Origin of the sequence: Catellatospora chokoriensis (assembly GCF_011297315.1) — a bacterium.
GTDB classification, from domain to species: domain Bacteria; phylum Actinomycetota; class Actinomycetes; order Mycobacteriales; family Micromonosporaceae; genus Catellatospora; species Catellatospora citrea.
Window position 1 is genome coordinate 194280 of record NZ_JAAOTI010000013.1, and the last position, 26230, is coordinate 220509.

The window sequence follows — 26230 nt, forward strand, 5'->3', positions numbered from 1 at the left end:
CGTCACGTGCCTGAGCTGACCCGTGCCGCATGATTCCCTCGCCACGCTCGGTCATGCCCACCCCTCGTTCCGGTTCTGCCGCCCGCTCATGCCGGCGTCTCCTTCGGCTCCTTCGGCGAGGTGACCGCCATGGTCAGCCTGACCTCGGTGCCCTCGCCGACCTCGCTGCGGATCTCCGCGTGGCCGCCGTGCCGCGACATGCGCCCGATGATCGAACCACGGACGCCGTGCCGCCGCTCCTCGACACCGTTGAGGTCGAACCCCGTGCCCCGGTCGCGGACGAACACGCTCAGCATGGTCGGTTCCGCCTCGGCGTACAACGACACGGTCTTGACCTTGGCATGGCGGGCCGCGTTGACCAGCGCCTCGCGCGCTGCGGCCACGATCGCGGACACCTTGTCGTCCACGAGGCGGTCACCGACCACCACCGCCTCCACGGCGATGCCGTAGGTGTCCTCCACCTCCGCGGCGGCCTGCTGGAGCGCCGCGGCGAAATGCTCGGTCGGTGAGCCGGTGGGCTGGTAGAGCCAGTTGCGCAGGCTGCGCTCCTGGCCCCGGGCGATGCGCTGCACGGCGGCCGGATCGCCGGCGTTGCGCTGGATCAGCGCCAGCGTGTGCAGCACCTGGTCGTGCACCATCGCGGCGAGCTCCGCGCGCTCCTGCTCGCGGATGCGGCCCTCGCGCTCGGCGCGCAGCGCGGTCAGCGTGCGCCACAGCACGGGCGCCGCCACGAGGCCGACGCCGGCGAGCGCGACCAGCGCGAACGCGATCGCCCGCCACATGTCGGCCCAGGAGACGTTGGCGACCGGGGAGTAGAGGAAGACCAGGCCGAGGATGCCCACCGCGACCAGCACCCCGCCGGCCAGGAAGCGCAGCAGGTAGATCCGGCGGTCCCCGTCGGAGAGGGCGGCCAGCCAGGGGGCCGACGGCGACTCGTCGGACCAGCGCTGGCGGCGGTCCGGGTCGCTCTGGTGCCAGATGATGCCCGCGCCGACGGCGACCAGGGCGACCAGCCAGCCGACGGTCATCCCGATGCCGCCGTTGTGGTTGATCAGCGTGCTGACCGTCATCAGCGCCAGCCCGGCCAGCACGAAGGGAGCCAGCCGCCACAGCGAGCGGGGACGGGTCTCCCCCGGCCCGGCCGGCAGCACGGCCCAGAACGCGGCATAGAGGAGCGCGCCGAGGCCGTTGATGGGCAGCAGCAGTACGAAGGCGATCCGGATCAGCGTCGGTGACAGCCGTACGTTCGCGGCGATGCCCCCAGCCACCCCGGCGACCAGGCGGTCGGAACGGGAGCGGGTCAGGCGGGGGGAGTCGGGCACGGAGGGCTGCACAGGGTCGATGGTTTCACGAGGTGGACGCCATCGCCCACGGGTGAGGCCCCGGAGATGGGCCGCCGCACATTCTCAGGGTCCGCTCAGGGTCGCCGCCTGAGGCAGGTCAGGCCTGCTCAGCGGGAATATCGACGGCATGAGCGATGAGACCCCGACGCCGCCCGGCGCGGCACCCTCCGGGCAGGCCCCGCCCGCGGCACAGGCTCCGCCCCCTCCACCCCCTCCCCAGGGCGAGTCGTCCCCCTACGTCTCCTGGGCCGCGCCGTACGGCCTGATCCGGCCGCGCCACGGCCGCTACCTGGCCGGCGTGTGCGGCGCGCTGGGCCGCGCCACCAAGACCGACCCGCTGCTGTGGCGGGTGCTGATCGGCGTGCTCGCCGTGTTCGGCGTGGGCATCGTCGTCTACCTGGCGGCCTGGCTGCTCACCCCGGCCGAGGGCGACAGCTCGTCGCCGGTCGAGGCACTGTTCGGCCGCGGCTACTCGGGCACCTCGTCCACGCTGACGCTGGTGATCGGCGTACTCACCGTGATCATGATCGGGGCGGTGACCAACAGCTTCGAGGTCGCCGTCATCGCCGCGATCGGGCTGGTCATCGCCGCGCTCGTGGTGAGCCGCAACGCGGCCGGCGGCCAGCCGCCGCGCAGCCGACCCGGCGCGACCTACCTGCCCCCGGACTACGCCGCGGCGCCGGTCACCGTGCCGGCCGCCGCGCCGATGCCCAGCGGGGTGACGGTGCCCGTGCCGCCGGTGGAGCCCACCGGTTACCGGCCCCCGTTCGCCCCGCACGGCCCGTACGCACCCGCGGCCCCGCCGCCCCCGCCGCCTCCGCTCAAGGCGCCGAAGGTGAAGCGGGAGCCGTCGCGGCTCGGCCGATTGATCTTCGGGTTGGCCATGGTCGCGCTCGGCGGTCTCGCGATGGCCGACATGGCCGGCGTCTCCGTGCCGGGCAGCACGTACGTCGCCGCCGCGCTGGGCGTGGTGGGCCTCGGGCTGGTCATCGGCGCCTGGTTCGGCCGGGCGCGCGGCTACATCCTGATCGGCATCGTGCTCGCCCTGGTGCTGCCGATGGTCGCCGCGACCGGTGACTGGAGCCGGGAGCGCACCCAGGCCGGCAGCGTGACCTGGATGCCGACCTCGCTGGAGGAGCTGCACGACCGGTACGAGCACCGCTTCGGCGAGGCCACGCTCGACCTGACCGGGCTCGACCTGACCGGCCAGGACGTCGAGGTGTCCGCGCAGATCACCGGCGGCGACCTGAAGGTCATCGTGCCGCCGGACGTCGACGTCACCGTCGTCGCGCAGGTCAACCTCGCCGACGCCGACGTCTTCGGCCGCAGCATCAGCGGGGCCGGGCAGCGCGACACCCAGACCAGCCTCGGCGACGACGGCAAGGCGGGCCCCGGCAAGCTGCTCCTCAAACTCGACGTCAACCTCGGTCACGCGGAGGTGATCCGGTGAAGAACCACCGCACCGACTCGGTCTCGCTGTTCTTCGGCCTCGTCTTCCTGCTCGTGGCGGGCGCCTTCCTGGTCGGCGAGGTGACCGACGTCGAGCTGCCCTCGCTTGGCTGGTTCATCGCCGGCGGCCTGATCATCCTGGGCGTGCTGGCCGTGCTCGGGGCGCTGTCGCCCCGGCGGGGCGGCGACCCGGCCGCGGTCGAGCCCGCCCCGGAGGCGGCCGCGACCACCGCCGAGCCGGAGCCCGAACGCGTCGACTGAGCACCGACCCCACCGAGCGCCCCTCACCGCGCGAGTCCGCGGTGAGGGGCGCTCTATGCTGACCGGTGAACCACCGGTCGACGACGACGAGGAGCACCTCCCATGAGCGAGCGTTTCATGAGGCTCAGTCCGGGTCGTGCCGCCGACAAGCGCAGCGAGGAGAAGGCATGAGCCAGCACCCGACCGATCGTCCCGGCACACCGGCGCTGGGCCCGCTCGGCCAGATCCGCATCGGCGACCGCGCCGCCCGCACCCTGACCACCGAGCTGGCCCGCCACGCCGGCCCCAAGACGGCCCTGCTGGTCGGCGCGTCGGCGGACTCGCTGGTGCTGGCCGAGGCGCTGGACGCGCTGCTGCCCGGTGACAAGCTCACCGTGGTCGCGGCCGACGCGAGCGTCGCGGGCCACCTGGCCACCCTGGGCAGCTTCCTGGCCGAGCGGGTCAAGGTCGTCGACGACCTCGCCGCGGCCGAGGCCGCCGAGCTGGTGATCGTCGCCGAGCCGGTGGTCGGCTCCGGCGAGGAGGCGCGCAACACCGTCGAGCAGCTGAGCAAGTACGTCGCCGAGGGCGGTCTGCTGATCATCGCCGCGGTGGCGCTGCCGGGCCTGTCCGGCGGCGCGACCGACGAGCTCGACCGCATCGCGGCCCGCCAGGGCGTCGGCTCCGACCTGGTGCTGCGCAACACCCCGCCGGTGCGCGTGCACCGCCTGCGCTTCACCGACGTCGACCCGGCCGTGGCCGCCAAGCTCAGCCCCGCCTTCCGCCCGTCCAGCGTGCCGCTCTACGGCACGATGAACATCGACTCCAACGGCGTCGCGGCGGCCGGCATCGCGCTGGGCGCGGCCGCGTTCCTCAAGGCCACCCGGCCCAAGTCGAAGGCGTGGGTGCTCCCGGCGCTGCTGGCCGCCCCCGTGGCCGCCTTCTTCCGCGACCCCGAGCGCGAGGTGCCCGCCGACCCGACCGCGGTCGTCGCCTCGGCTGACGGCCGGGTCCTCAGCGTGGAGCACATCTACGACGAGCGTTTCGCCGACGAGGAGTTCCTGCGCATCGCGGTGTTCCTGTCGGTGTTCGACGTGCACGTCAACCGGGCACCGGTGGCCGGCAAGGTCGTCGACTACTTCGTCGAGGACGGCGGGTACGCCAACGCCATGAAGCCGGAGGCGGAGCACAACGTGGCGGCGTACACCGTGCTGGAGACGCCGGACCGCAACCGGGTCGTGGTCGCCCAGCGGACCGGTCTGATCGCCCGGCGCATCGTGCAGCGGGCCCCGATCGGCGCGCTGCTGGCCAAGGGCGAGCGGTTCGGCCTGATCCGCTTCGGCTCCCGCACCGACGTCTACCTGCCCGCCGACAAGGCCGAGGCCCTGGTCGCCCCCGGCGACCGCGTCTCCGGCGGCTCCACGGTCATCGCCCGCCTGCGCTGACCCGCCACCACCCGCACTCCCCCGGACCGGGGCCGACCGCATCACGCGGAGCGGCCCCGGTCCGTTTTTCATAGACGGTGGCCTATTACATCGACTGCACGTAGATCGAACTCGACGTAATAGGCCACCGTCTATGCAGGACAGGCGCGGCGGACCGCCGTGAACGGCGGGCGGGAAGCGGGGTGACCGACCCCGGTGGAACGGGCGGCACACAGAGCGCCGCCCCGGTCCAGTGGACCGGGGCGGCGCTCTGTGGATCTGTGGTCAGGCGATGCGGGCGGCCGTCCGGCGCTGGCGGGCCCAGATGACCGGGCCGCTCAGCAGGTAGACCAGCACCAGCAGGCCGAAGGTGACCTGCGTGTTCCAGACCAGGCCGACCAGCGGCAGCAGGAACAGCGTCGGCGGCAGCTTGACCACCTTCGCGAGCTTGGCGTACGGGAAGCTGGAGACCATCGCGATGGCCAGCAGCACCACCCCGAACACCATCGCCCCGGCCGGCAGCGCGCTGCTCATCGTGGTCTTCAGCAGCACGGTCACCGCCAGCACGGTCGCCGCCATGGTGGTCGGCACGCCGCAGAAGAATCGGCCGTCCTTCGGCGAGACGTTGAACCGGGCCAGCCGGATGGCCGCGCAGCAGGCGACCATGGCGCAGGCCGCGATCAGCACCGGCGTGGGCACGGAGCCCTTCAGCGTGGCGAACACGACGACGGGTGCGGCGATGCCGAACGACGTCATGTCGCCCAGCGAGTCCATCTGCACGCCGAACGGGCTGGCCACGCCGAACTTGCGGGCCAGGGCGCCGTCGAGGCCGTCGAAGGTGATGCAGGCGAGCAGGCACAGTGCGCCGTACATCGGGTTCTGCTGGGTGACCGCGAGGAAGATCGCGGTCATGCCGAGCAGCAGGCTGCTCAGCGTGCAGGCCTGTACCAGGGCGAACTTGATGCGGCGGTCGAGCGTGCGCTCGCCCGGCAGCAGCGGGATCGTCGTCGGGGTCGGCTGCTCCACCGGCTCGGCCGTGGCGGCCTGCTCGATGGCGCGCAGTTCGACCGGGTCAAGGCCAGGCAGCGCGGTGCTCGTCGCAACGGAGTGATCAGCCTTGCGCAGGCGGCCCACCGGCACCAGCAGCATCTGCCGGGCGAAGGAGCCACCGGCACGCAAGCGGCCGGTCCACTGGCGGCCCGCAGGGCGCGGGCTGTCCGTCAAGCGACGCCGACGCCATAAGGCTCTCGGCACGTGTCGTCCCTCCATACCGGTTTCGGTTCCTTTCCGCCGCCTCAGCGGACCGACCGGCTTTTGCGGCCTACACCATCGCACACGTCCGTGTGCCTTGGCGATACCCGGCGCGATCTTCACGCGCCGTCCCTGCTGACGGGGGCAATCCGCCCGTCGGAGGGCAGCAGCGCTCCGGGGGCTGTTCGTCTTGTCAGCGTCCGAGTCTACCCGACAGCGGCAATCAGGAAATATGTCGCAATTCTCGGTGCGCCGACTCGGTCAGCGGAATATCGACCAGCTCATCAGGGGTGAACCAGCGGGCCTGCGCGGTGGACCCGCCGGCCGCCTCGGTGACGGACGGCACTGTGGGCTCCGGCACCACCACCCGGTACACGGCGCGCACGACGTACCAGTCGTAGGGCTCGCCCTCGGGGCCCATCGCGGCGGGGTTGTGCGTCGAGTTGACCCGGATCAGCTCGGTCACCTCGCCGACCTGCCCCGACTCCTCGAAGACCTCGCGGGCCAGGCCGATCGGCGGGGTCTCGCCGAAGTCGGTGCCGCCGCCGGGCAGGTGCCACTTGCCCGCGCCCGGGTAGTTCTCCGCGATCAGCGACAGCAGCACCCGGCCGGCCGGGTCGGTGACCACTCCGTACGCCCCGAAGCGGGCGACCTTGCGGGCGCCGCCGAGGTCACGCCCGTCCGGGCCCATCTCCCCCGCCTCGTCGGGCGACGCCGGACGCAGGCCGCTCGCGGGACCGGTGACGTCCAGGCCCAGCGTGCGAGCCGCGAACGGGATGAGATCCAGCGAGCCCAGCCGGGCCGGCTCGATCCAGGCCGGCAGGTCGGAGGTGCCGTCGGTCTCCACCGTGAGCTCGCCGTCGGTGATCGCCATGTCGTAGATGATGCGGTCGTGGTGCAGCAGCACCCCGCGCCACGGGAACTCGACCAGGTCGGAGGTCACCTCACGCAGGCCCGTGATCCGGGCGGTCAGCCCGGTCTCCTCGCGGAACTCGCGGACCACGGCCGCCGCCGGGTCCTCGCCGTGCTCCAGGCCCCCGCCGGGCAGGAACCAGACACCCGGGAAGTTGGACCTGGCCGACGAGCGGACCAGCAGCAGCCGGCCCTGCTCGTCGTGCGCCACGCCGTAGGCCCCGATACGCCGCCGCTTCTGCATGCCTTCTCCTCGCCGGCGCTCGTCGGCGGCATGACCGAACGTCATGATTCGCTCGCTGCGCTCGCTCACCACGACAGGCTATCGGGCGCCCACGACCCGGCCGTGCTCCTGGTCAGGCCGGTGGCTTCGTCAGCAGGGCCGCCTTCAGGGCCTCGGCGGTGACCTCGGTGACGTCCTCCGGCCCGAGCCCGACCAGCTCGTCCTTGGTGACCCAGCGGGCCTCGGCGGTCGAGCCGCCGACGTCGTACACCTTGGGCTTGGTGGCCCGGTCGACGCGGACCCGGTAGAAGGCCCGCACGCCGTGCCAGTCGATGGGGTAGCCCTCCGGGCCCAGCGAGGCCGGGTCGCGGTGGCTGGCCACCCCGAGCAGCTCGCCGAGCCGGCCGCGCTGGCCCGTCTCCTCGACCAGCTCCCGGATCAGGGCGACGCCGGGCTGCTCGCCGTAGTCGGTGCCGCCGCCGGGCAGGTGCCACTTGCCCGCGCCCGGGTAGTTGGCCGCGATCCGGGTCAGCAGCACCCGCTGCAGGCGGTCGGTGACCACGGCGTACGCCGCGAAGCGCTGCGCGCGGTGCAGCCCGTCCGGGCCCGGTGCGGCGAAGAAGGACGGGAAGTCGGGCACCTCGTCGGGCAGCAGGTCGATCGCCGCCTCGGTGATGCCCAGCGCGCCCGCCGTGAAGGGCCGCAGCGGCAGTTTCGCCGCCTCGTCGGGGGTGAGCCAGCGCACCAGGTCGGTGGGCTGGTCGACGCGCTCCCGCAGCGCGCCGCCGCGAACCCGGGCCGCGTAGATCACGCGGTCGGTGTGGATGGTGACGCCGCGGTGCGGCAGCGCCCGGATGTCGGCAAGGACGTCGCGCAGGCCGGTCACGGCCACGCTCAACCCGGTCTCTGCGGCGGTCTCCCTGACGACGGTGTCATTGGGATGCTCGCCGTGGTCCACTGCCCCGCCAGGCAGGGACCACACGCCCGGCGTACCGGACTGCATGGAGGCCCGGACCAGAAGCACCTGGTCGGCCTCGTTGGTGATGACGGCGTAGGCGGCGATCCGCCGCAACGGCTCCAGCGCGGTGGTCACGAGAAACCATTCTCCCCCGGCGAGAAGATCACGACAAGATGTCCGATTTTACGATCATGTTTCCACCGCTATGCAATAGTTTGCACCGGCCGTTCGGCCTACCCCAGAAGTGATCAAAGGCCCCACCCGGTAAGGGTGAGGCCTCGATCAGCAGATAGCGGGATTCACTCCCATTCGATGGTGCCCGGCGGCTTGCTCGTCACGTCCAGGGTGACCCGGTTGATCTCCCGCACCTCGTTGGTGATCCGGGTCGAGATCCGGGCGATGAGGTCGTACGGCAGGCGCGACCAGTCGGCGGTCATCGCGTCCTCGCTGGAGACCGGGCGCAGCACCACCGGGTGGCCGTAGGTGCGGCCGTCGCCCTGCACGCCGACCGAGCGCACGTCGGCCAGCAGCACCACCGGGAACTGCCACACGTCGCGGTCCAGCCCCGACGCGGTGAGCTCCTGGCGGGCGATCAGGTCGGCCGCGCGCAGGATGTCGAGGTTGTGCCGGTTGACCTCGCCGATGATGCGGATGGCCAGGCCCGGACCCGGGAACGGGTGCCGCCAGACCATCTCCTCGGGCAGGCCCAGGCTCGCGCCGAGTGCCCGCACCTCGTCCTTGAACAGCATGCGCAGCGGCTCGACCAGGTCGAACTTGAGATCGTCGGGCAGCCCGCCCACGTTGTGGTGGCTCTTGATGTTGGCGGTGCCGGTGCCGCCGCCGGACTCCACCACGTCCGGGTAGAGCGTGCCCTGGACCAGGAAGCGCACGTCGCCCGCGGTGGCGATCTCGCGGGCCGCCGCCTCGAAGACCCGGATGAACTCCCGGCCGATGATCTTGCGCTTGGCCTCCGGGTCGGTGACCCCGGCCAGCGCGCCCAGGAAGCGCTCGGTCGCGTCGACCACCTTGAGCTTGATGCCGGTCGCGGCGACGTAGTCCCGCTCGACCTGCTCCGCCTCACCCGCGCGCAGCAGGCCGTGGTCGACGAAGACGCAGGTCAGCTGGTCGCCCACGGCCTTGTGCACGAGCGCCGCGGCCACCGCCGAGTCGACGCCGCCGGACAGGCCGCAGATCACCTCGGCGTCGCCGACCTGGGCGCGGATCGCGGCCACCTGGTCGTCGATGACGTTGCCCATGGTCCACACCGGCTCGATGCCGGCGACCTCGTGCAGGAACTTCTCCAGCAGGCGCTGGCCGTACGGGGTGTGCGCGACCTCGGGGTGGAACTGCACCCCGGCGAAACCGCGGCTGACGTCCTCGAACGCGGCCACCGGCGCGCCCGCCGAGGCGGCGGTGACGGTGAAGCCGGCCGGGGCGGCGCTGACGCAGTCGCCGTGGCTCATCCACACGTCCTGGCGCGCGGGCAGCCCGGCGAACAGCACGCCCGCCTCGGGCTGCGCGTCGACCACGGTGCCGCCGAACTCGCGCAGGCCGGTGTGGCTGACCGTGCCGCCCAGCGCCGCGGCCATCGCCTGGAAGCCGTAGCAGATGCCGAACACCGGCACGCCCTGCTCGAACAGCGTGGCGTCGACCTGCGGCGCGCCCTGCTCGTACACGCTGGACGGGCCGCCGGACAGGATGACCGCGGCCGGGTTCTTCCGCATCATCTCCTCGACCGGCATGGAGTGCGGCACGATCTCGGAGTAGACCCGCGCCTCCCGCACCCGACGGGCGATCAGCTGGGCGTACTGGGCACCGTAGTCAACCACCAGGACGGGGCGAGGCGTCGTCATGACCTCAATCTTAGGGTGCGACGCAGGTCACCCCACGTAGTGGACCCCGTCCGGGTACGGGTACGGGTTGGGCTTGCAGCCCTGCAGCTCCTTGGTCTGCTGCTGCATCACCGGCGCGAGCCTGCCCTTGCCGGGGCAGTTGACGTGCCCGTGCCCGAGGAAGTGACCGACCTCATGGTTGATGACCATGTTGCGGTACACGTCCATGTCGGTGAACCCCTCCGCGCCGTTCGTCCAGCGGCGCAGGTTGATCACCACGTTGTCCCCGTACCGGCAGGAGAAGATGCCGTTGGTCTGCAGCCCGGCCTTGGCGCAGAGCCGGTCCGTGGTGCCGGGGGTGGACAGCATGATGCGGAAGTTCGCCGACGCGCCCGGAGCGACCCGCTGGAAGCGCCACTTCTTGGAGGCGATCCAGCTGTGCTCGTCGGACAGCACCTGCTCGACCACGGCCGCGAACCCGTCCGCGTCGAACGCGGTGATGCCCTCCTCCACCTGCACCTGATACCGCCGCAGGGTGCCGGCGTCGCCGACCACCGGCGAGCTGCCCGCGGCCGTGGTGAAGGTGCCCTCACCGCGCTCCAGCACGGTGGCGTTCCTGGTCGGCTGCGGCGATGGCTCCGTCGAGGGCGACGGTGACGGCTCGGCGGGCGACGGCTCCGCCGAAGGCATCGGCTGCGGCGACGCGGCCTGCTGGAACTGAGGCTGCTCAGGCGTGCCGCCGCAGCCCGCCAGGGCCAGCGCCAGCACCGCGACCGTCGTCATACGAGCGGCGAAGATCCTCCCCATGGCGATCACCTTATGCGGACGGGTGTCGCCGGCGGTCACGCCTCGGCGATTTTGCGGTACGGCTCGCCCAGCGGCGGCCGCCGGTCCGGCTCCCCCTTGACCGGCCACGCCGCGAAAGCCCGTTCGGCCTGCGCGGTGATGGTCAGCGACGGGTTCACGCCCAGGTTGGCCGCGACCGCCGCGCCGTCGGCGACATGCAGCCCCGGATGCCCGAAGACCCGCTGGTACGGGTCCACGACCCCGTGTTCCGCGTCCGCCCCGATCACGGCCCCGCCGAGGATGTGCGCCGTCAGCGGGATGTCGAGCACCTCCGGCAGCGCCCCGCCGGGCAGCCCGCCGATCTCCTCCGCCAGCAGCCGCACCGCCTCGTTGCCCGCCGGGATCCAGGTCGGGTTCGGCGCGCCGTGGCCCTGCGTCGAGCGCAGCCCGCCGCGCCGCAGCCGCACCGTCAGCGAGTTGTCCGCCGACTGCATGACCAGCGCGATGATGGTGCGATTGGACCAGTCCCGCACCGACATGGCCCGCAGGTAGGCGAACGGCCACCGGAACATCGCCTTCGCCCAGCGCCGCCCGCGCCCCGGCCCGCCGTCGGTCAGCGCCGACTGCAGCAGCCCCATCGAGTTGGAGCCCTTGCCGTAGCGCACCGGCTCGATGTGGGTCCGCTCGTCCGGATGGAAGGAACTCGTGATCGCCACGCCCTCGGTGTACTTCAGCCCCTGCTTGCGGGCCTGTCCGGGCAGCACCGTCGCGCCGACCAGCGACTCGGAGTTGGTCCGGGTCAGCGCGCCGACCCGGTCCGACAGCCGCGGCAGGTCGCCGGAGGCCTTCATGGCGTGCAGCAGCCGCTGGGTGCCGAGCGCGCCTGCCGCGAACACCACCTGACCGGCCTCGATCACCCCGCCGCCGGCCGCCCGCCGCCGACGCCCGAACCGCGCCCCGGTCCTGACCACCTCGACCCGGTAGCCGGCCCCCTCGACCGGCTTGACGGCGGTGACCGTCGACATCGGGAAGATCTGCGCCCCGGCCCGCTCGGCGAGCCACAGATAGTTCTTGACCAGGGTGTTCTTCGCGTTGTGGCGGCAGCCGGTCATGCACTCGCCGCAGTGCAGGCAGCCCGCCCGCTCGGGCCCCGCGCCGTCGAAGTACGGGTCCGGCACGGACTGGCCGGGCATCCCGAGGAAGACGCCGACCGGGGTGGGGTGGAACGTGTCGCCGACGCCCATGCGCTCGGCGACCTTGCGCATCGCCTCGTCGGCGGGGGTGGTCCGGTCGTACACGGTCACCCCGAGCATGCGCTCCGCGGTGTCGTAGTGCGGGGCCAGCTCGGCCTTCCAGTCGGTGATGTCGCGCCACTGCGGGTCGGTGTAGAACGGGTCCAGCGGGCGGTACAGCGTGTTGGCGTACACCAGCGAGCCGCCGCCGACGCCCGCGCCCGACAGCACCAGCACGCCCGCGCCCTGGTGCCCCTTGTCCGGGCGCAGCAGGGTGATCCGCTGGATGCCGTAGCAGCCCAGCGCCGGCGCCCACAGGAAGCGCCGCAGCCGCCAGCTCGTCTTGGGGAAGTCGGCGTCGGCGAAGCGCCGCCCCGCCTCCAGCACGGCCACCGAGTAACCCTTCTCGGCCAGCCGCAGCGCCGCCACACTCCCGCCGAACCCGGAGCCGATCACCACCACGTCGTACCGCATGCCGAGATTATTACCGGCCAGTTAACTAAGCGGAAGAGTCTGCCGTCGGCTCAGGCCCCCGTGAAGCGGGCAAGATCGCTGTTTCGTGTCGGGACCTGGGGTCAGACCCGAGGTTTTGACACGAAACAGCGATCTCCACAGAAAAGGGCCGCGGTCACTGGGCGGGGCGGCCGGTTTCGAAGAGCCACTTCTGGAAGAAGTCGGTGAGGTTCTGGCCGCTGATGCGCTCGGCGAGGGTGACGAACTCGGCGGTGTTGGCGTTGCCGTCGCGCTGCTCGGCGGCCCAGGTCTTCAGGATCTCGAAGAACTTGTCGTCGCCGACGAGCTTGCGCAGCGCGTGCAGGGTCATCCCGCCGCGGTCGTAGACGCTGCCGGAGAAGATGTTGTCCGCGCCGGGCGAACCGGGGGCGATGTCCCAGATCCGGCTGCCGGGGTCGTCGTAGCGGGAGTCGAACTCCTCCTGGATGGTGGACACGCCGATCTTCTCGCCCCACATCCACTGGGCGTACGTCGCGAAGCCCTCGTTGAGCCAGATGTGCTCCCAGCGGTCGACCGACACGCTGTCGCCGAACCACTGGTGGGCCAGCTCGTGCGCGACCACGATGGTGTTCTGGCCGCGGCTCCAGAAGGCGTTGGAGTAGACCGGCCGGGTCTGCGTCTCCAGCGCGTAGCGCACCCGCTCGTCGTCGATGACGATGCCGCCGTACGCGTCGAACGGGTAGGGCCCGAAGTACTGCTCCAGGAAGTCGGTGATCTCCGTGGTCTGCGCCATGGCCTTGTCGATGTCGCCCTTGGGCAGCGACTCGGCGACCGCGGTCAGCACCGGCTTGCCCTTGTGCGTGCCCTCGACCGTGCGGTAGTCGCCGATCACGAAGGTGGCCAGGTAGGGCGCCATGGGCGAGGTGACCTTCCAGCGCCAGCTGGTCCAGCCGTCCTGGGTGGACCTGCCTTCGAGCAGGCCGTTGCTGATGGCGTCGAGGTCGCCGGGCACGGTCAGCTCGATGGCGTACAGCGCCTTGTCCCTGGGGTGGTCGTTGACCGGGAACCAGGTGGTCGCCGACTCGGGCTCGCCGAGGGTGAACGCGCCGTCGGGGGTGGTCAGGAAGCCGGTGACGCCGAGGTCGGGCGCGGTGATCGCCTTGGGCACGCCGCCGTAGCTGACCACGGTGACGAACTGCTTGCCGGTGCCGACCGGGGCGGCCGGGGTGATGATCAGCTCGTCGCCCTGCCGGGTCGAGGTCGCCGCCGCGCCGTCCACAGTGATCTTGTCGACGACGAGGCCGTGCAGGTCGAGGTGAAACTTCGACAGGTCGGTGGTCGCGGTGGCGGTCACCGTCGCGACGCCTGCCAGCTTGTCGGTCGCCGGGTCATACTTGATCTTCAAGTCGTACGCGGAGACGTCGTAGCCGCCGTTGCCGTAGCCGGGGAAGTACGGGTCACCGGCACCGGACAGGTTGACCGGCCCCGACACCGGCTCGGGGAACCGGTCCTGCGCACCGGTGAACAGCGGCCTGGTCGGTCCCGAGCAGCCGGCCAGCAGCGCGGCCGTCACCGCCGCCGCGACCCACGTACGCCTGACCATGCGACCTCCCGCCGTAGAGCCTCCACCCTAACCGCCGTCGCCGACGCACGATGGCGACTCGACCCTCATCCCGCACGAAGCCCCGCCGAGCTGCGCGAACAGCAGCGGCGGGGCTTCGGTCAGGCGGTAGCCGGGCTCAGTTGTCGAGCAGCAGGCCGACCTTCTGGAACTCCTTCAGATCGCGGTAGCCGCACTTGGCCATCGCGCGCTTGAGGCCGCCGAACAGGTTCAGCAGGCCGTCGGGGTCGGTGGCCGGGCCGTAGAGCAGCTGCTCCAGCGAGCCCAGCGGCTCCGGGGTCAGCCCGATCGAGCCGCGCGGCAGCTTGGGGTGGCTGGCCGACGGGTGCCACCACAGGCCGTTGCCGGGCATGCCCTCGGCCAGCGACAGCGGCGCGCCGAGCATGACCGCGTCCGCGCCGCAGCCCAGCGCCTTGGCGATGTCGCCGGAGGTGTGCAGGTCGCCGTCGGCGATCAGGTGCACGTACCGGCCGCCGGTCTCGTCGAGGTAGTCGCGGCGGGCCGCGGCCGCGTCGGCGATCGCGCTGGCCATCGGCACCCGGATGCCGAGCACGGCCTCGCTGGTGGTCAGGTGGTCCGCCCCGATGCCGACGATGACGCCCGCCGCGCCGGTGCGCATCAGGTGCAGCGCCGTCTGGTAGTTGGTGCAGCCGCCGACGATGACCGGCAGGTCCAGGTCGGCGATGAACTCCTTGAGGTTCAGCGGCTCGTCCACCGTGGAGACGTGCTCCGCCGACACGATGGTGCCCTGGATGACCAGCAGGTCCACCCCGGAGTCGAGGATGACGGGGGCCAGCGCCAGGGTGTGCTGCGGGGACACCCGCACCGCCACGGTGACGTCGCCGTCGCCGGCCAGCGCGCGCATCTCGCGCACCCGCTCCGCGATCAGCTCCGGCTTGATCGGCTCGGCGGCGTAGAGCTGCTGCAGCCGGGCGGTCAGGTTCTCCTCCTCGCCGGCCTCGGCCAGCGCTTCGAGCTGCTTGCGCGGGTCCTCGTACCGGGTCCACAGGCCCTCGACGTTGAGCACGCCCAGCCCGCCGAGCCGGCCCAGCGCGACCGCACTGGCCGGACTCATGATCGCGTCGGACGGGTGCGCCACGCACGGGATGCCGAACTTGTACGCGTCGAGCTGCCAGTTCGTCGAGACGTCGTCCACATCGCGGGTACGGCGGCTCGGCACGATCGCGATGTCATCCAGGTGGTAGCCGCGCTGGGCGGTCTTCCCCATGCCGATCTCGACGATGTCACGCACAGTGGATCCTCTCCGCGGTTCTCTTCAGCTTCGCAGACGCTACCGCGAGTGGTAGTTCGGCGCTTCCACGGTCATCTGGATGTCGTGCGGGTGGGACTCCTTGAGCCCCGCCGCGGTGATGCGCACCAGCTGGCCCTTGGCGCGCAGCTCGGCGATGTCGGCCGCGCCGCAGTAGAACTGGGCCTGGCGCAGACCGCCGACGAGCTGGTGGGCGACCGTGGCCAGGGTGCCGCGGTAGGGCACCTGGCCCTCGACGCCCTCGGGGATGAGCTTGTCGGCCTGGGTGACGTCGGCCTGGAAGTAGCGGTCCTTGGAGTAGGACTGCGCGGCGGGGCCGCGGGCCAGCATCGCACCGAGCGAGCCCATGCCGCGGTACGCCTTGAACTGCTTGCCGTTCATGAAGACCAGGTCGCCGGGGCTCTCCTCGCAGCCGGCCAGCGCCTGCCCGAGCATGACCGTCTCCGCGCCCGCCACGATCGCCTTCGCGATGTCGCCGGAGTACTGGATGCCGCCGTCGCCGATCACCGGCACGCCCGCGGGGCCGCAGGCCCGGGCCGCCTCCATGATGGCGGTGATCTGCGGCACGCCCACGCCCGCCACGATCCGGGTGGTGCAGATGGCGCCCGGCCCGACACCGACCTTGACCGCGTCCGCGCCCGCCTCGACCAGCGCCTTGGCACCGGCGTAGGTGGCCACGTTGCCGCCGACGATGTCGACCTCGGACTCCTTCTTGAGCCGCGCGACCAGCTCCAGCACGGCCCGGTTGTGGCCGTGCGCGGTGTCCACCATGATCACGTCAACGCCCGCGTCGATCAGCGCGCGGGCCCGCTTGTAGCCGTCGTCGCCGACACCCACCGCGGCGGCGACCCGCAGCCGTCCCGCGGCGTCCTTGGTGGCCAGCGGGAACTGCTCGGTCTTGACGAAGTCCTTGACGGTGATGAGCCCGCGCAGCCGTCCGCTCTCGTCGACCAGCGGCAGCTTCTCCACCTTGTTCGTGCGCAGCAGCGCCAGCGCCTGCTCCTTGGACGCCCCGACCGGCGCGGTGATCAGCGGCATCGGGGTCATCACCTCGCGCACCTTCACCGACATGTCGGTCACGAAGCGCATGTCGCGGTTGGTGACGATGCCGACCAGGGTGCCGTCGGCGTTGGTGACCGGCAGGCCGGAGATGCGGTAGCGCGCGCACGTGGCGTCCACGTCGCGCAGCGTGTCGTCGGGCGAGCAGGTGACCGGGTTGGTGATCATGCCGGACTCGGACCGCTTCACCAGGTCGACCTGGGCCGCCTGGTCCTCCACCGAGAGGTTGCGGTGCAGCACGCCGATGCCGCCCTGGCGGGCCATCGCGATCGCCATCCGGGCCTCGGTGACGGTGTCCATGGCGCTCGACACCAGCGGGATCTGCAGCGTGACGTTCCTGGTCAGCCGCGTCTGCGTGGTCACCTGACTGGGGATCAGGTCCGATTCGCCGGGCACCAGCAGGACGTCGTCGAAGGTGAGGCCGAGTGGAATCTCGCGGGCGGCATCCATCTTTTTGTCCCCCTGGGTCCGGAGCGCGGCATGTGGGTGTGATCGGGCTCCAATGAATCGTACCCAGCGCTCTAGCTGGCCCGAATTCGCCCACACGTGGGGTGGCCCACCTCATGGAGATCTGTCGCTGACGCGCGGGGGACTCATGCCCCCGCTGCCGCGCTCAGGGGTCTAACGTGAAGGGGTGCAGCACGACGAGCCCATTGACCCCTTCCACGGGGACCCGACCGACCCCACGGCCGGCCTGGACGACCCCGAGGGCGACGCGTACGGCGAGCTCTCGACCCAGGAGCGCGCCGACCTGCTCGCCGACCTCGCCGAGCTCGAGGTCTACCAGGTGCTGCTCTCCCCGAAGGGCATCCGCGGCCTCGTCGTCGACTGCGAGGACTGCCGGGAGCCGCACTACTTCGACTGGGACCTGCTCCGGGGCAACCTGCGCCACCTGCTCGACTCCGGCCGGCCGCGGGTGCACGAGCCCGCCTACGACCCCGACCCGGACCACTACGTGACCTGGGAGTACGCCCGCGGCTACGCCGACGCCGTGGACGACATGGTCGAGGAGTAACCGAACGACGCCGATCAGGCCGTGCCGCATCCGCGGCACGGCCTGATCCGTGTTCAGGGCCCCGGCCGAGCGGCTGCCTGGCGCAACTCTTGAAGACTCGCGGCATTCGGGTGGCCCGGAGGCCGCGAGTCTTCAAGAGTTGCGCGACGGCGGGACGGCGGCGCCCGGCGCGGGAGGGGTTCGCGCAGGGCACCGCCGCTGTCAGAAGACCAGGCCGGCCCGGAAGCCGGCCGCCACCGCGTGGGCGCGGTCGCGGGCGCCGAGTTTGCGGAACAGCCGCCGGGCGTGGGTCTTCACGGTGTCCTCGGAGACGAACAGGTCGCGGCCGATCTCGGCGTTGCTCTGCCCGTCGGCCATCCCGCGGAGCACCTGGAGTTCGCGCTCGGTCAGCGTGACCGAGCGGGCCGGGCGCACCGCCCCACCGGGTGGAGCCTCCCCCGGCAGGTCGCCACGCTGGGCGGGCACCACCGCGGAGGACACCGTGCCCGGCGCTCGGTTGGCGTACGGCACCGACATGCCCGGACCGGCGGGCGGCATGGCCCGGCCGGGCCCGGCGGGCGCGCGGGAGGCCCCTGCCATCACCCCGCTGACCGCGGGCCGGATGGCGTCGGCGGTGCGGGTGGCGGGCCGGCTGACCAGCAGCAGCGCCTTGGCGGCGGTGCTCACCGGATCAGGGTCGGTCCCGCCGATCAGCCCTCTGGCCCCGGCCCGGATGGCGGCCTGCGCGGCGGCAGGCTCCTCCGGGCCGAACAGCACCAGCTGGGCGTGCGGCACCGCGGTCATCACCTTTCGGGTGAATCCCACGGTATCGGGCCGGGTGAGCGCGGTGTCGGCCAGCACGATCCCGGCCGGGAACGCGGCGAGCTGCGCGATCGCCTCGGCGGCGCTGGTCACGGTACGCACTCCCGCGGCCACCCCCAGGCGCTCGGCACACGAGGCGATGGTCGCGGCCGCCGCGGCGGTGCGGACGCATACGAGAACGGTCTGCACGGTGATCCCCCTCTCTCCTGCGAAGAAGACCACGAGACACCCAGATCATTACGCACTTTCCGGGGATTCCGTCGAAATCTCGGTCCAGCACTACCTGATCATCCACTGGATGGCGACAAGTGGACGTACGCGGAGTAACGTGCTGACGTTGCCTAAATCTCTTCGCTTGAACTCAAGCCTCCCATCCCCTAGGAGGTCAGATGGCTCACTTCCGCAGACTTCCCGGTCCGATAGCCGACGTTTGGGACTGGCAGCATCACGGCGCGTGCAAAGGCCGTGACAGCTTGCAGTTCTTCCACCCCGATGGTGAAAGAGGCTCATCTCGGGGACGCCGCGAAAGCGCGGCGAAACAGGTATGCAATCGCTGCCCGGTCCGCTCTGAATGCGCCGCGCATGCGTTGACCACCCGCGAGCCATACGGCGTATGGGGCGGCTTCACCGAGCACGAGCGGAGCCAGCTGTTGCAACTGGGCTGGCGCGAATGCGCCGACCGACGCGGTGAGCGCGTCGACGTGCAGCGGCTCGAAGCCCGGCTGTCCTCCGACGTCAGCGCACCTGCACGCTGATCGTGTGCCAGCCGGTCGCCCCGTCCGGGGCCGGATCCGCGCGGGCCTCCGTCTGCACCTGACCACTGGTGTCCGCCGCGCGCACGGCGAGCGTGTGCTCGCCCGGCGCGGCGTCCCAGCGGAAGCTCCACTGCCGCCAGGTGTCCGGTGACACCGTGCCGGCCAGGTCGGCGGGCTGCCACGGGCCGTCGTCGACGCGCACCTCCACCGCGGTGACCCCGCGGTGCTGCGCCCAGGCGACCCCGGCGACGGTGACCGTTCCCGCGGTGACCGCACCGCCCTCGCGCGGCGTGTCGATCCGGGACTCGGTCTTGATCGGGCCCTGCGCCGCCCAGCCCCGGCGCACCCAGTACGCGTCGAAGTCGGCGAAGGAGCTCAGCTCCAGCTCGGTGACCCACTTGGTGGCGCTGACGTAGCCGTAGAGGCCGGGCACCACCATGCGCACCGGGAAGCCGTGCTCGACCGGCAGCGGCTCGCCGTTCATCGCCACGGCCAGCATCGCGTCCCGGCCGTCGCGCAGCGCCGCGGTGGGCGTGCCGCAGTTCCAGCCGTCCACCGAACGGCTGACGACCTGGTCGGCGCCGTCCAGCGGGCCGGCCTCGTCCAGCAGGTCCTTCAGCGGCACGCCGAGCCAGCGGGCGTTGCCGATGAGGTCGCCGCCGACCTCGTTGGAGACGCAGGCCAGCGTCACGTACCGCTCGATCATCGGACGGGCCAGCAGCTGCTCGAAGTTCAGCGTGATCGGCCGGGCCACCCGGCCGTGGATGCGCAGCTGCCAGGTCGCCGGATCGACCTGCGGCACGATCAGCGCCGTGTCGATGCGGTAGAAGTCGCCGTTGGGGGTCACGTACTCGGACAGGCCCGCCACCGGCGGGTTCACCGTGCCGGGCAGGGCGGGCGCGGGGCTCGCGGGCGTCGGCAGCGTGATCGCCTCGCGGGCCAGCTGCACGTCCTTGCGCGAGGCCAGGGCGCGCCCGACGTAGCCCGAGACCAGCGCCACACCGAACCCGGTCGCGCTCAGCCGCAGGAAACGCCGCCGCCCCGCCGCGCGCGACGCCTCGGTCGCCGGGCTGTCGGGCAGCTGCTCCACCCGGGCGGCGACCTCCAGCAGCAGATGCAGCACGCCCACCGCGGCAGCCGCGCCGAGCACGGCGGGCAGGAACGCGGCGGCCCCGGCGTTCGGGCGGGTCAGCGCCGCCGCGGCCCCGATCAGGCCGAACAGCATGATCCCGGCCACGCCCCAGCGGAAGTCACGGCGTGCGGCCAGGCCCACCAGCGCCGCGAAGACCACCAGCAGCAGCGCCGTGCCGACCAGCAGGGCCACCTTGTCGTACACCCCGAAGACGCTGATCGCCGCGGCCTTGACCGGCTCCGGCACCAGGTCGATCACCGCGCCGCCGACCGCGATCAGCGGCGCGCTGCGCGGCCCCGTCCACACCGCGACCAGCTCGCCCAGCCCCACCGCCACCGCGGCCGAGGCCACGCCCGCGATCATCGCCCTGCTCCGACTCACCACGATCGCCAGTCTGCTCCGAACGAGCCCCGAGCGACATCACCCGACGCCTTACCGATGCCTTACCGATGCCTGCGCTCGGTCCCGGCGCGCGCGGCAGTTTCGGGGAAAGTGCAGCCTCGCACCGGCCGGAACGTGCAGATTCCCCGAAACTGCAGGCGTGTGCGCCGGGCGGGGCCAGGGGAAAGGCGACAGCGGGCCCCGGCCGAAGCCGGGACCCGCCGTCGAGGTCAGCTGCTCAGGCTCAGAAGCCCGGGCCGTGCTGGTGACCGTGGCCGTGCGAGTGGCCGTGGCCGCCGTTGCCCGCGGGCTCGGCCTTGGCCGGCTTCTCGACCACCAGGGACTCGGTGGTGAGCAGCAGGCCGGCGATCGACGCGGCGTTGATGGCCGCGTTGCGGGTCACCTTCACCGGGTCGACGATGCCGGACTTGACCAGGTCGACGAACTCGCCCTTGGCCGCGTCGAGGCCGGTGCCCCAGTCGCTGCCCTGGACCTTCTGCACGATGACGTAGCCGTCGTGGCCGGCGTTCTGCGCGATCCAGCGCAGCGGCTCGACCAGCGCCTTGCGCACGATCGAGACGCCGACCTTCTCCTCGCCGGTGAAGCCGAGGTCGTCGTCGAGCACGCTCACGATCTGAGCGAGCGCGGCGCCGCCGCCGGGCACGATGCCCTCCTCGACCGCCGCGCGAGTGGCCGCGATGGCGTCCTCGATGCGGTGCTTGCGCTCCTTCATCTCGACCTCGGTCGCGGCGCCGACCTTGATGACGGCGATGCCGCCGGACAGCTTGGCCAGGCGCTCGCCCAGCTTCTCCTTGTCCCAGTCGGAGTCCGAGGCCTCGATCTCCTTGCGGATCTGCGAGACGCGCGAGTCGACCTCGTCCTGCGAGCCGCCACCGTCCACGATCGTGGTGGTGTCCTTGGTGATGACCGCGCGACGCGCCTGGCCGAGCTGCTCCAGGGTGACGGCGTCGAGCTTGTAGCCCAGCTCGGGCGCGATCAGCTCGCCGCCGGTGAGCACGGCCAGGTCCTGCAGCATCGCCTTGCGGCGGTCGCCGAAGCCGGGGGCCTTCACCGCGGCGACCTTGACGGTCTTGCGGATCGAGTTCACCACCAGCGTGCTCAGCGCCTGGCCGTCGACGTCCTCGGCCACGATCAGCAGCGGCTTGCTGGTCTGGAGCACCTTCTCCAGCAGCGGCAGCAGCTCCTCGATCGAGGAGATCTTGCTGGTGGTGATGAGGATGTACGGGTCGTCCAGCACGGCCTCGCCCGACTCGGGGTCGGTGACGAAGTGCGGCGAGATGAAGCCCTTGTCGAACTGCATGCCCTCGGTGATGTCGAGCTCGGTGGTCATGGTCGAGCCCTCTTCGACGGTGATGACACCGTCCCGGCCGACCTTGTCCATCGCCTCGGCGATCAGCTCACCGATGGTGGAGTCCTGCGCCGAGATCGTCGCGACCTGCGCGATGTCCGACTTGTCGGCGACCGGGGTCGCCTTGGCCAGCAGCGCGTCGCTGATCTTGGTGACGGCCGCGTCGATGCCGCGCTTGATGCCCGCCGGGTTGGTGCCCGCGGTCACGTTGCGCAGGCCCTCGCGGACCATCGCCTGGGCCAGCACGGTGGCCGTGGTGGTGCCGTCACCGGCGACGTCGTTGGTCTTCGTCGCCACCTCCTTGACCAGTTGCGCGCCCAGGTTCTCGTACGGGCTCGACAGCTCGATCTCCTTGGCGATGGTGACGCCGTCGTTGGTGATCGTGGGCGCGCCGAACTTCTTGTCCAGCACCACGTTGCGGCCCTTCGGGCCGAGCGTGACCTTGACAGCGTCGGCGAGCGCGTTGACACCGTGCTCCAGCAGGTGCCGTGCGTCGTCGGAGAAGCTAAGGATCTTAGGCATCAATCGTCTCCCTTAAACGTCACGATGCCCCGGCTCGCCCTCGCGGGCGGGCCGGGGCATCGCACGGATCACTTCTCGACGACCGCGAGGACGTCGCGGGCGGAGAGCAGCAGGTACTCCTCGCCGGCGTACTTGACCTCGGTGCCGCCGTACTTCGAGTAGATGACCTTGTCACCCACCTTGACGTCGACCGGGATGCGGGTGCCCTTGTCGTCGACGCGGCCGGGGCCGACAGCGAGGACGGTGCCCTCCTGCGGCTTCTCCTTGGCGGTGTCGGGGATCACGAGGCCCGACGCGGTGGTGGTCTCAGCCTCGTTCGCCTGGACCAGGATCCGGTCCTCGAGCGGCTTGATCGCAACCTTCGTCGCGGTAGTCACGAGCATACCCTCCTGGGGTATAGCCCCGGGATCTCGCGGCACGAGACCCGGGTGTTGTCTTCTGGTCAAGTCTTCGCCCGAGCGTTGCCGTCGTCGCGGGTGTCGGCCGCGCCGGGCGGGTCATGCGTTAGCACTCTGCATGGCAGGGTGCTAACTCCGAACATTATGCCGCGTCTAGCACTCAGTCAAGGAGAGTGCCAGCCGCCACTAGGTGAATTATCCGATTCACCTGGTGTCCAGCGCTCACCGGGGGCGTGTCGCGCCCGACTGTGACGTCCTCGATCCACCCGCCGCCGCCGGAGTCCGCGCGCGGCCGCTGCCAGAATGAGGGCGTGGACCTCGATCAGCTCGCGCAGCTGCGTACCCCCGACGGTGTGGCGGCGCTGGACCTGGCCGCGAAGCTGGCCGGGACCGACGAGCTGGCCGCCGCCTCGGCGCTGCGGGCCCGCGGCGTGCCACCCGGCCTCGCCGCCGCCGCCCTCACCCAGGTCGCGCTGCGCGGTCGGGCCGCCGCCAAGTTCGGTGCGGACGCCGGGCGGGTCTTCCTCACCCGCGCCGGGCTGGAGCAGGCCACCCGCGAGATCGTCGCGACCCGGCGCGCGGCCCGGCTGCGTGCCGCCGGGGCGACGGTCCTGGCCGACCTGGGCTGCGGCCTCGGCGCCGACCTGCGCGCCGTCGCCGCCACCGGCATCCGGGCGTACGGCGTCGACGCCGACCCGCTCACCGCCGCCTGCGCCGCGCTCAACGCCCCCCAGGCGACCGTGACCTGCGGCGACGCGCGCGACTTCGACCTGAGCCAGGTCGACGCGGTGTTCTGCGACCCGGCTCGGCGCAGCGGGGGCCGGCGCGTGTTCCGGCCCGAGGACTACTCGCCGCCGTGGGACTGGGTGGTGTCGCTGCCGCAGCGGGTGCCGCACACGGTGCTCAAGCTCGCCCCCGGCATCGACCAGGCGCTGCTGCCCCCGGGTTGCGAGCTGGAACTGGTGTCGGTCGACGGCGACGTGGTCGAGGCCGCCGCCTGGTGCGGCCCGCTGGCGTCGTCGCCGCGCCGGGCCACGGTGTTCCGCGACGGCGTCCCGCACGAGCTCACCGGCACCGGCGAGCAGACCGCGCCGGTCGCCCCGCCCGGCCGCTACGTGACCGACCCCGACGGCGCGGTGGTCCGCGCCCACCTGGTCGCCGAGTTCGCCGCCGCCCATGACGGCTGGCTGGCCGACCCGAACATCGCCTACATCTGGTCCGACACCCCGATCGCCTCCCCGTTCGGCCGCTGCTTCGCCGTCGACGAGGTCGTCCCGTTCTCCCTCAAGCGCCTGCGCGCCACGCTGCGCGACCGCGGTGTGGGCCGCCTGGAGATCCTCAAACGCGGCAGCGCCCTCGACGTCGAACAGCTCCGCCGAGACCTCCGCCTCGCCGGCCCCCGCCCCGCCTCCCTCCTCCTCACCCGCACCGGCACCGCCCCCCTCGCCATCCTCGCCACCCCCCTCCCCCCACCGGGTTGATCATGAACCTGTGGACGTGTTCGACGGCGTGTCGTGTCCACAAGTCCCTGATCGATTCCCGTGCCCGCGGCGGCGGTAGCATCGCGGCGTGGCCAGCCAGGGGACTCCCGCGACAGCACTGCTCACCAAGCAGAAGGTGAAGCACACGCTGCACCCGTACGAGGTCTCGCCCGACTCTCCCAACTACGGCGCGCTGGTCGCCGAGGCCATCGGCGCCGACCCGGCGAGCGTGTTCAAGACGCTGGTCACCGAGGTCGACGGCGCGCTCACGGTGGCTGTGGTGCCGGTGACCGGCGAGATCGACCTCAAGGCGCTCGCCGCGGCGGCCGGCGGCAAGAAGGCGGCCATGGCCGACCGTGACCTCGCCGAGAAGACCACCGGCTACGTCCGCGGCGGCATCAGCCCGCTCGGCCAGCGCAAACGCCTGCCCACGGTGATCGACCGGTCGGCCCTCGACAGCGATCTGATCTACGTCTCCGCCGGCAAGCGCGGCCTCCAGCTCCGCCTGGCACCGACCGATCTGGTCCGCCTCACCTCGGCCACCCTCGCCCCCATCGCCCGCGCCTGACCCGCACCCGCCTTCGGGCCGCCGGCGCACGTCGCGCAGCGGGCGAGCCGCCGGGCGGCCCCGGGCCCACGGTGGGCCGACGCCACGGATCATCCTCGGTGCCATCACCGATACATCCCGGTTTGTCATCGCCTGCGCGCCACCACGGGCCTGCCCTCGCCCCCGGCCGCCACGACGCGGAAGAGCCCAGCTGACCAAAATGCCCGGCCGAGCACCCTTCGCCGCCCCGCTCACCCCACCACCCCCGTGCCCCCCCCGGACCCACCACGCCAAGATCACGAAGATCTTGCGCGAACGGTTGTCCAATTGCCGGGATTGAGTGTGTCGTACCCACAGTTCACGCAAGATCGGCGGTTCGGGAAAGGGCAGCGAGCGGGCGGGTTACGGGGACGTTGCTGAATTGTTATTGCCAACAACAAACCTTGGGCTTGCGCGTTTGTATTTGTTGCGCATACGTTGTCGCACACAACAAAACCCCGTGTGACCGGCCTCACGCACTGATGAACGCTGTTGGACTCGCCTGGTCCCGGAACCCGGCGGGGCCGCCCGCACCACCTGAATACACACCCCTGAATCCGAGAGGATTTGAGCAACGATGCGCAAAGGGATCCTGGCTGTAGCCATGACCGGCCTGATGGCCGTCAGCGGCTTGGCCGCCTGTGCGGAAGACGCCCAGCCCGCCGACTCGAAGACGCCGTTCGTCGGCGTCATCCTGCCGGACAGCAAGTCCTCGGCCCGCTGGGAGACCGCGGACCGCAAGTACCTGGAGGAGGCCTTCAAGGCCGCCAACGTCAAGTACGACATCCAGAACGCCCAGGGTGACAAGACCCAGTTCCAGAGCCTGGCCGACCAGATGATCACCAAGGGCGTCACCGTCCTGGTCATCGTCAACCTCGACTCCGGCACCGGCAAGGCCGTGCTGGACAAGGCCGCGGCGCAGGGCATCCCGACCATCGACTACGACCGGCTCACGCTGGGCGGCAACGCGAAGTACTACGTGTCCTTCGACAACGTCGCGGTCGGCCGCCTGCAGGGTGAGGGCCTGGTCAAGTGCCTCACCGAGAAGGGCGCCAAGAACCCGGCCATCGCGCAGCTGAACGGCTCGCCGACCGACAACAACGCGACCCTCTTCAAGGAGGGCGGCGTGTCGGTGCTGAAGCCGAAGTACGACGCCAAGGAGTACACCCTCGTCGACGACCAGGCCGTGCCGGACTGGGACAACGCGCAGGGCGGCGTGATCTTCGAGCAGATGATGACCAAGGCCAACCTCAAGATCGACGGCGTGCTCGCCGCGAACGACGGCCTGGGCAACGCGGCGATCTCGATCCTGAAGAAGAACAAGATGAACGGCAAGGTCCCGGTCACCGGCCAGGACGCGACCGTGCAGGGCCTGCAGAACATCCTCCTCGGCGACCAGTGCATGACCGTGTACAAGGCCGTCAAGAAGGAGGCCACCGCGACCGCCGAGCTGGCGATCGCCCTGGCCCAGGGTCAGACCAAGTCCGTCTCGCAGACCACCAAGGACTCCGAGACCGGCAAGGACGTGCCCTCGGTCCTGCTGGAGCCGCAGGCGATCTACTTCAACAACGTGAAGGACGTCGTCACCGACGGCTACGTCACCAAGGCAGAGCTGTGCACCGCCGACTTCGCGGCCAAGTGCACCGAGGCCGGCATCAGCTGACCTGATTGCTCAACCGAATGTGGTCCCTGGGGGTCGCAAGACGCCCCAGGGACCACATCTGTGGAACAGGCAGT

Annotated in this window: 22 protein-coding genes; 8 read left to right on the top strand and 14 right to left on the bottom strand. The window is 71.5% G+C overall.

The window, feature by feature from the left end; genetic code table 11:
* Window positions 1–86: 86 nt before the first annotated feature.
* Window positions 87–1322: an ATP-binding protein gene (locus HAV39_RS20930; protein ID WP_191840939.1), complete on the bottom strand. Its 1236-nt coding sequence runs from the start codon at window positions 1320–1322 to the stop codon at window positions 87–89.
* 148 nt (window positions 1323–1470) lie between these two features.
* Here HAV39_RS20930 and HAV39_RS20935 point away from each other — a divergent pair, with 148 nt between their 5' ends.
* From HAV39_RS20935 to HAV39_RS20945, 3 genes are all read left to right on the top strand, one after another.
* Complete coding sequence (locus tag HAV39_RS20935; protein WP_191840864.1) at window positions 1471–2793, top strand: PspC domain-containing protein; 1323 nt, start codon at window positions 1471–1473, stop codon at window positions 2791–2793.
* Window positions 2790–3053 carry a hypothetical protein gene (locus tag HAV39_RS20940; protein WP_191840865.1) on the top strand — a complete coding sequence of 88 codons (264 nt, stop codon included), beginning with the start codon at window positions 2790–2792 and terminating at the stop codon, window positions 3051–3053. Before HAV39_RS20935 ends, HAV39_RS20940 begins: the two co-directional genes overlap by 4 nt.
* Window positions 3054–3220: 167 nt before the next feature.
* On the top strand, window positions 3221–4477 hold the full coding sequence (locus tag HAV39_RS20945) for a phosphatidylserine decarboxylase (protein ID WP_191840866.1): 1257 nt from the start codon (window positions 3221–3223) through the stop codon (window positions 4475–4477).
* A gap of 264 nt (window positions 4478–4741) precedes the next feature.
* On the opposite strand, the gene HAV39_RS20950 is transcribed toward HAV39_RS20945, so the two are convergent.
* From HAV39_RS20950 to guaB, 9 genes are all read right to left on the bottom strand, one after another.
* Window positions 4742–5635 carry a CDP-alcohol phosphatidyltransferase family protein gene (locus HAV39_RS20950; RefSeq protein ID WP_239120615.1) on the bottom strand — a complete coding sequence of 298 codons (894 nt, stop codon included), beginning with the start codon at window positions 5633–5635 and terminating at the stop codon, window positions 4742–4744.
* 295 nt (window positions 5636–5930) lie between these two features.
* A complete protein-coding gene (locus HAV39_RS20955; RefSeq protein ID WP_308440877.1) occupies window positions 5931–6932 on the bottom strand; it encodes an NUDIX domain-containing protein in 1002 nt (333 codons plus the stop codon).
* Window positions 6933–6975: 43 nt separating this feature from the next.
* Window positions 6976–7935 (bottom strand): NUDIX hydrolase, encoded by a 960-nt coding sequence (locus tag HAV39_RS20960; RefSeq protein WP_120317061.1) that lies wholly within the window; start codon window positions 7933–7935, stop codon window positions 6976–6978.
* Window positions 7936–8099: 164 nt separating this feature from the next.
* Window positions 8100–9653, bottom strand: a complete 1554-nt coding sequence (gene guaA, locus HAV39_RS20965; RefSeq protein ID WP_191840867.1) for a glutamine-hydrolyzing GMP synthase — start codon at window positions 9651–9653, stop codon at window positions 8100–8102.
* A 27-nt stretch (window positions 9654–9680) separates the two neighbouring features.
* Window positions 9681–10439, bottom strand: a complete 759-nt coding sequence (locus tag HAV39_RS20970; RefSeq protein ID WP_191840868.1) for a DUF3152 domain-containing protein — start codon at window positions 10437–10439, stop codon at window positions 9681–9683.
* A gap of 35 nt (window positions 10440–10474) precedes the next feature.
* Complete coding sequence (locus HAV39_RS20975; protein WP_191840869.1) at window positions 10475–12124, bottom strand: FAD-dependent oxidoreductase; 1650 nt, start codon at window positions 12122–12124, stop codon at window positions 10475–10477.
* A 154-nt stretch (window positions 12125–12278) separates the two neighbouring features.
* The gene (locus HAV39_RS20980; protein ID WP_191840870.1) at window positions 12279–13706 is read right to left on the bottom strand and encodes a M1 family metallopeptidase; all 1428 of its coding nucleotides are present in this window, start codon (window positions 13704–13706) and stop codon (window positions 12279–12281) included.
* Window positions 13707–13842: 136 nt separating this feature from the next.
* On the bottom strand, window positions 13843–14976 hold the full coding sequence (locus tag HAV39_RS20985; RefSeq protein ID WP_191840871.1) for a GuaB3 family IMP dehydrogenase-related protein: 1134 nt from the start codon (window positions 14974–14976) through the stop codon (window positions 13843–13845).
* 39 nt (window positions 14977–15015) lie between these two features.
* Window positions 15016–16503 carry an IMP dehydrogenase gene (guaB, locus tag HAV39_RS20990; RefSeq protein ID WP_191840872.1) on the bottom strand — a complete coding sequence of 496 codons (1488 nt, stop codon included), beginning with the start codon at window positions 16501–16503 and terminating at the stop codon, window positions 15016–15018.
* A gap of 184 nt (window positions 16504–16687) precedes the next feature.
* Between guaB and HAV39_RS20995 the strand changes: the two genes are divergently transcribed.
* The gene (locus HAV39_RS20995; RefSeq protein WP_120317068.1) at window positions 16688–17068 is read left to right on the top strand and encodes a DUF5319 domain-containing protein; all 381 of its coding nucleotides are present in this window, start codon (window positions 16688–16690) and stop codon (window positions 17066–17068) included.
* Window positions 17069–17269: 201 nt separating this feature from the next.
* Here the strand turns inward: HAV39_RS20995 and HAV39_RS21000 are convergent, their stop codons facing one another.
* On the bottom strand, window positions 17270–18058 hold the full coding sequence (locus tag HAV39_RS21000) for a response regulator transcription factor (protein ID WP_120321513.1): 789 nt from the start codon (window positions 18056–18058) through the stop codon (window positions 17270–17272).
* A gap of 200 nt (window positions 18059–18258) precedes the next feature.
* On the opposite strand from HAV39_RS21000, the gene HAV39_RS21005 reads away from it, so the two are divergent.
* Window positions 18259–18624, top strand: coding sequence for a WhiB family transcriptional regulator (locus tag HAV39_RS21005; RefSeq protein ID WP_191840873.1), 366 nt, complete (start codon window positions 18259–18261; stop codon window positions 18622–18624).
* On the opposite strand, the gene HAV39_RS21010 is transcribed toward HAV39_RS21005, so the two are convergent.
* The 3 genes from HAV39_RS21010 to groES form a co-directional block, all read right to left on the bottom strand.
* Entirely contained in the window at window positions 18605–20119 is a 1515-nt protein-coding gene (locus HAV39_RS21010) for a molybdopterin-dependent oxidoreductase (RefSeq protein WP_191840942.1), read from the bottom strand. The two genes, HAV39_RS21005 and HAV39_RS21010, sit on opposite strands and share 20 nt — an antisense overlap.
* A 262-nt stretch (window positions 20120–20381) precedes the next feature.
* The gene (groL, locus tag HAV39_RS21015) at window positions 20382–22028 is read right to left on the bottom strand and encodes a chaperonin GroEL (RefSeq protein WP_191840874.1); all 1647 of its coding nucleotides are present in this window, start codon (window positions 22026–22028) and stop codon (window positions 20382–20384) included.
* Between the two features lie 68 nt (window positions 22029–22096).
* The gene (gene groES / locus HAV39_RS21020) at window positions 22097–22411 is read right to left on the bottom strand and encodes a co-chaperone GroES (RefSeq protein WP_186315790.1); all 315 of its coding nucleotides are present in this window, start codon (window positions 22409–22411) and stop codon (window positions 22097–22099) included.
* 326 nt (window positions 22412–22737) lie between these two features.
* Between groES and HAV39_RS21025 the strand changes: the two genes are divergently transcribed.
* The 3 genes from HAV39_RS21025 (at window position 22738) to HAV39_RS21035 (ending at window position 26156) form a co-directional block, all read left to right on the top strand.
* Entirely contained in the window at window positions 22738–23907 is a 1170-nt protein-coding gene (locus tag HAV39_RS21025) for a class I SAM-dependent methyltransferase (protein ID WP_191840875.1), read from the top strand.
* Window positions 23908–23995: 88 nt separating this feature from the next.
* Window positions 23996–24475: a Cys-tRNA(Pro) deacylase gene (ybaK, locus tag HAV39_RS21030; protein WP_191840876.1), complete on the top strand. Its 480-nt coding sequence runs from the start codon at window positions 23996–23998 to the stop codon at window positions 24473–24475.
* Between the two features lie 595 nt (window positions 24476–25070).
* The gene (locus HAV39_RS21035; RefSeq protein ID WP_191840877.1) at window positions 25071–26156 is read left to right on the top strand and encodes a sugar ABC transporter substrate-binding protein; all 1086 of its coding nucleotides are present in this window, start codon (window positions 25071–25073) and stop codon (window positions 26154–26156) included.
* The last annotated feature ends 74 nt before the right edge of the window (window positions 26157–26230 follow it).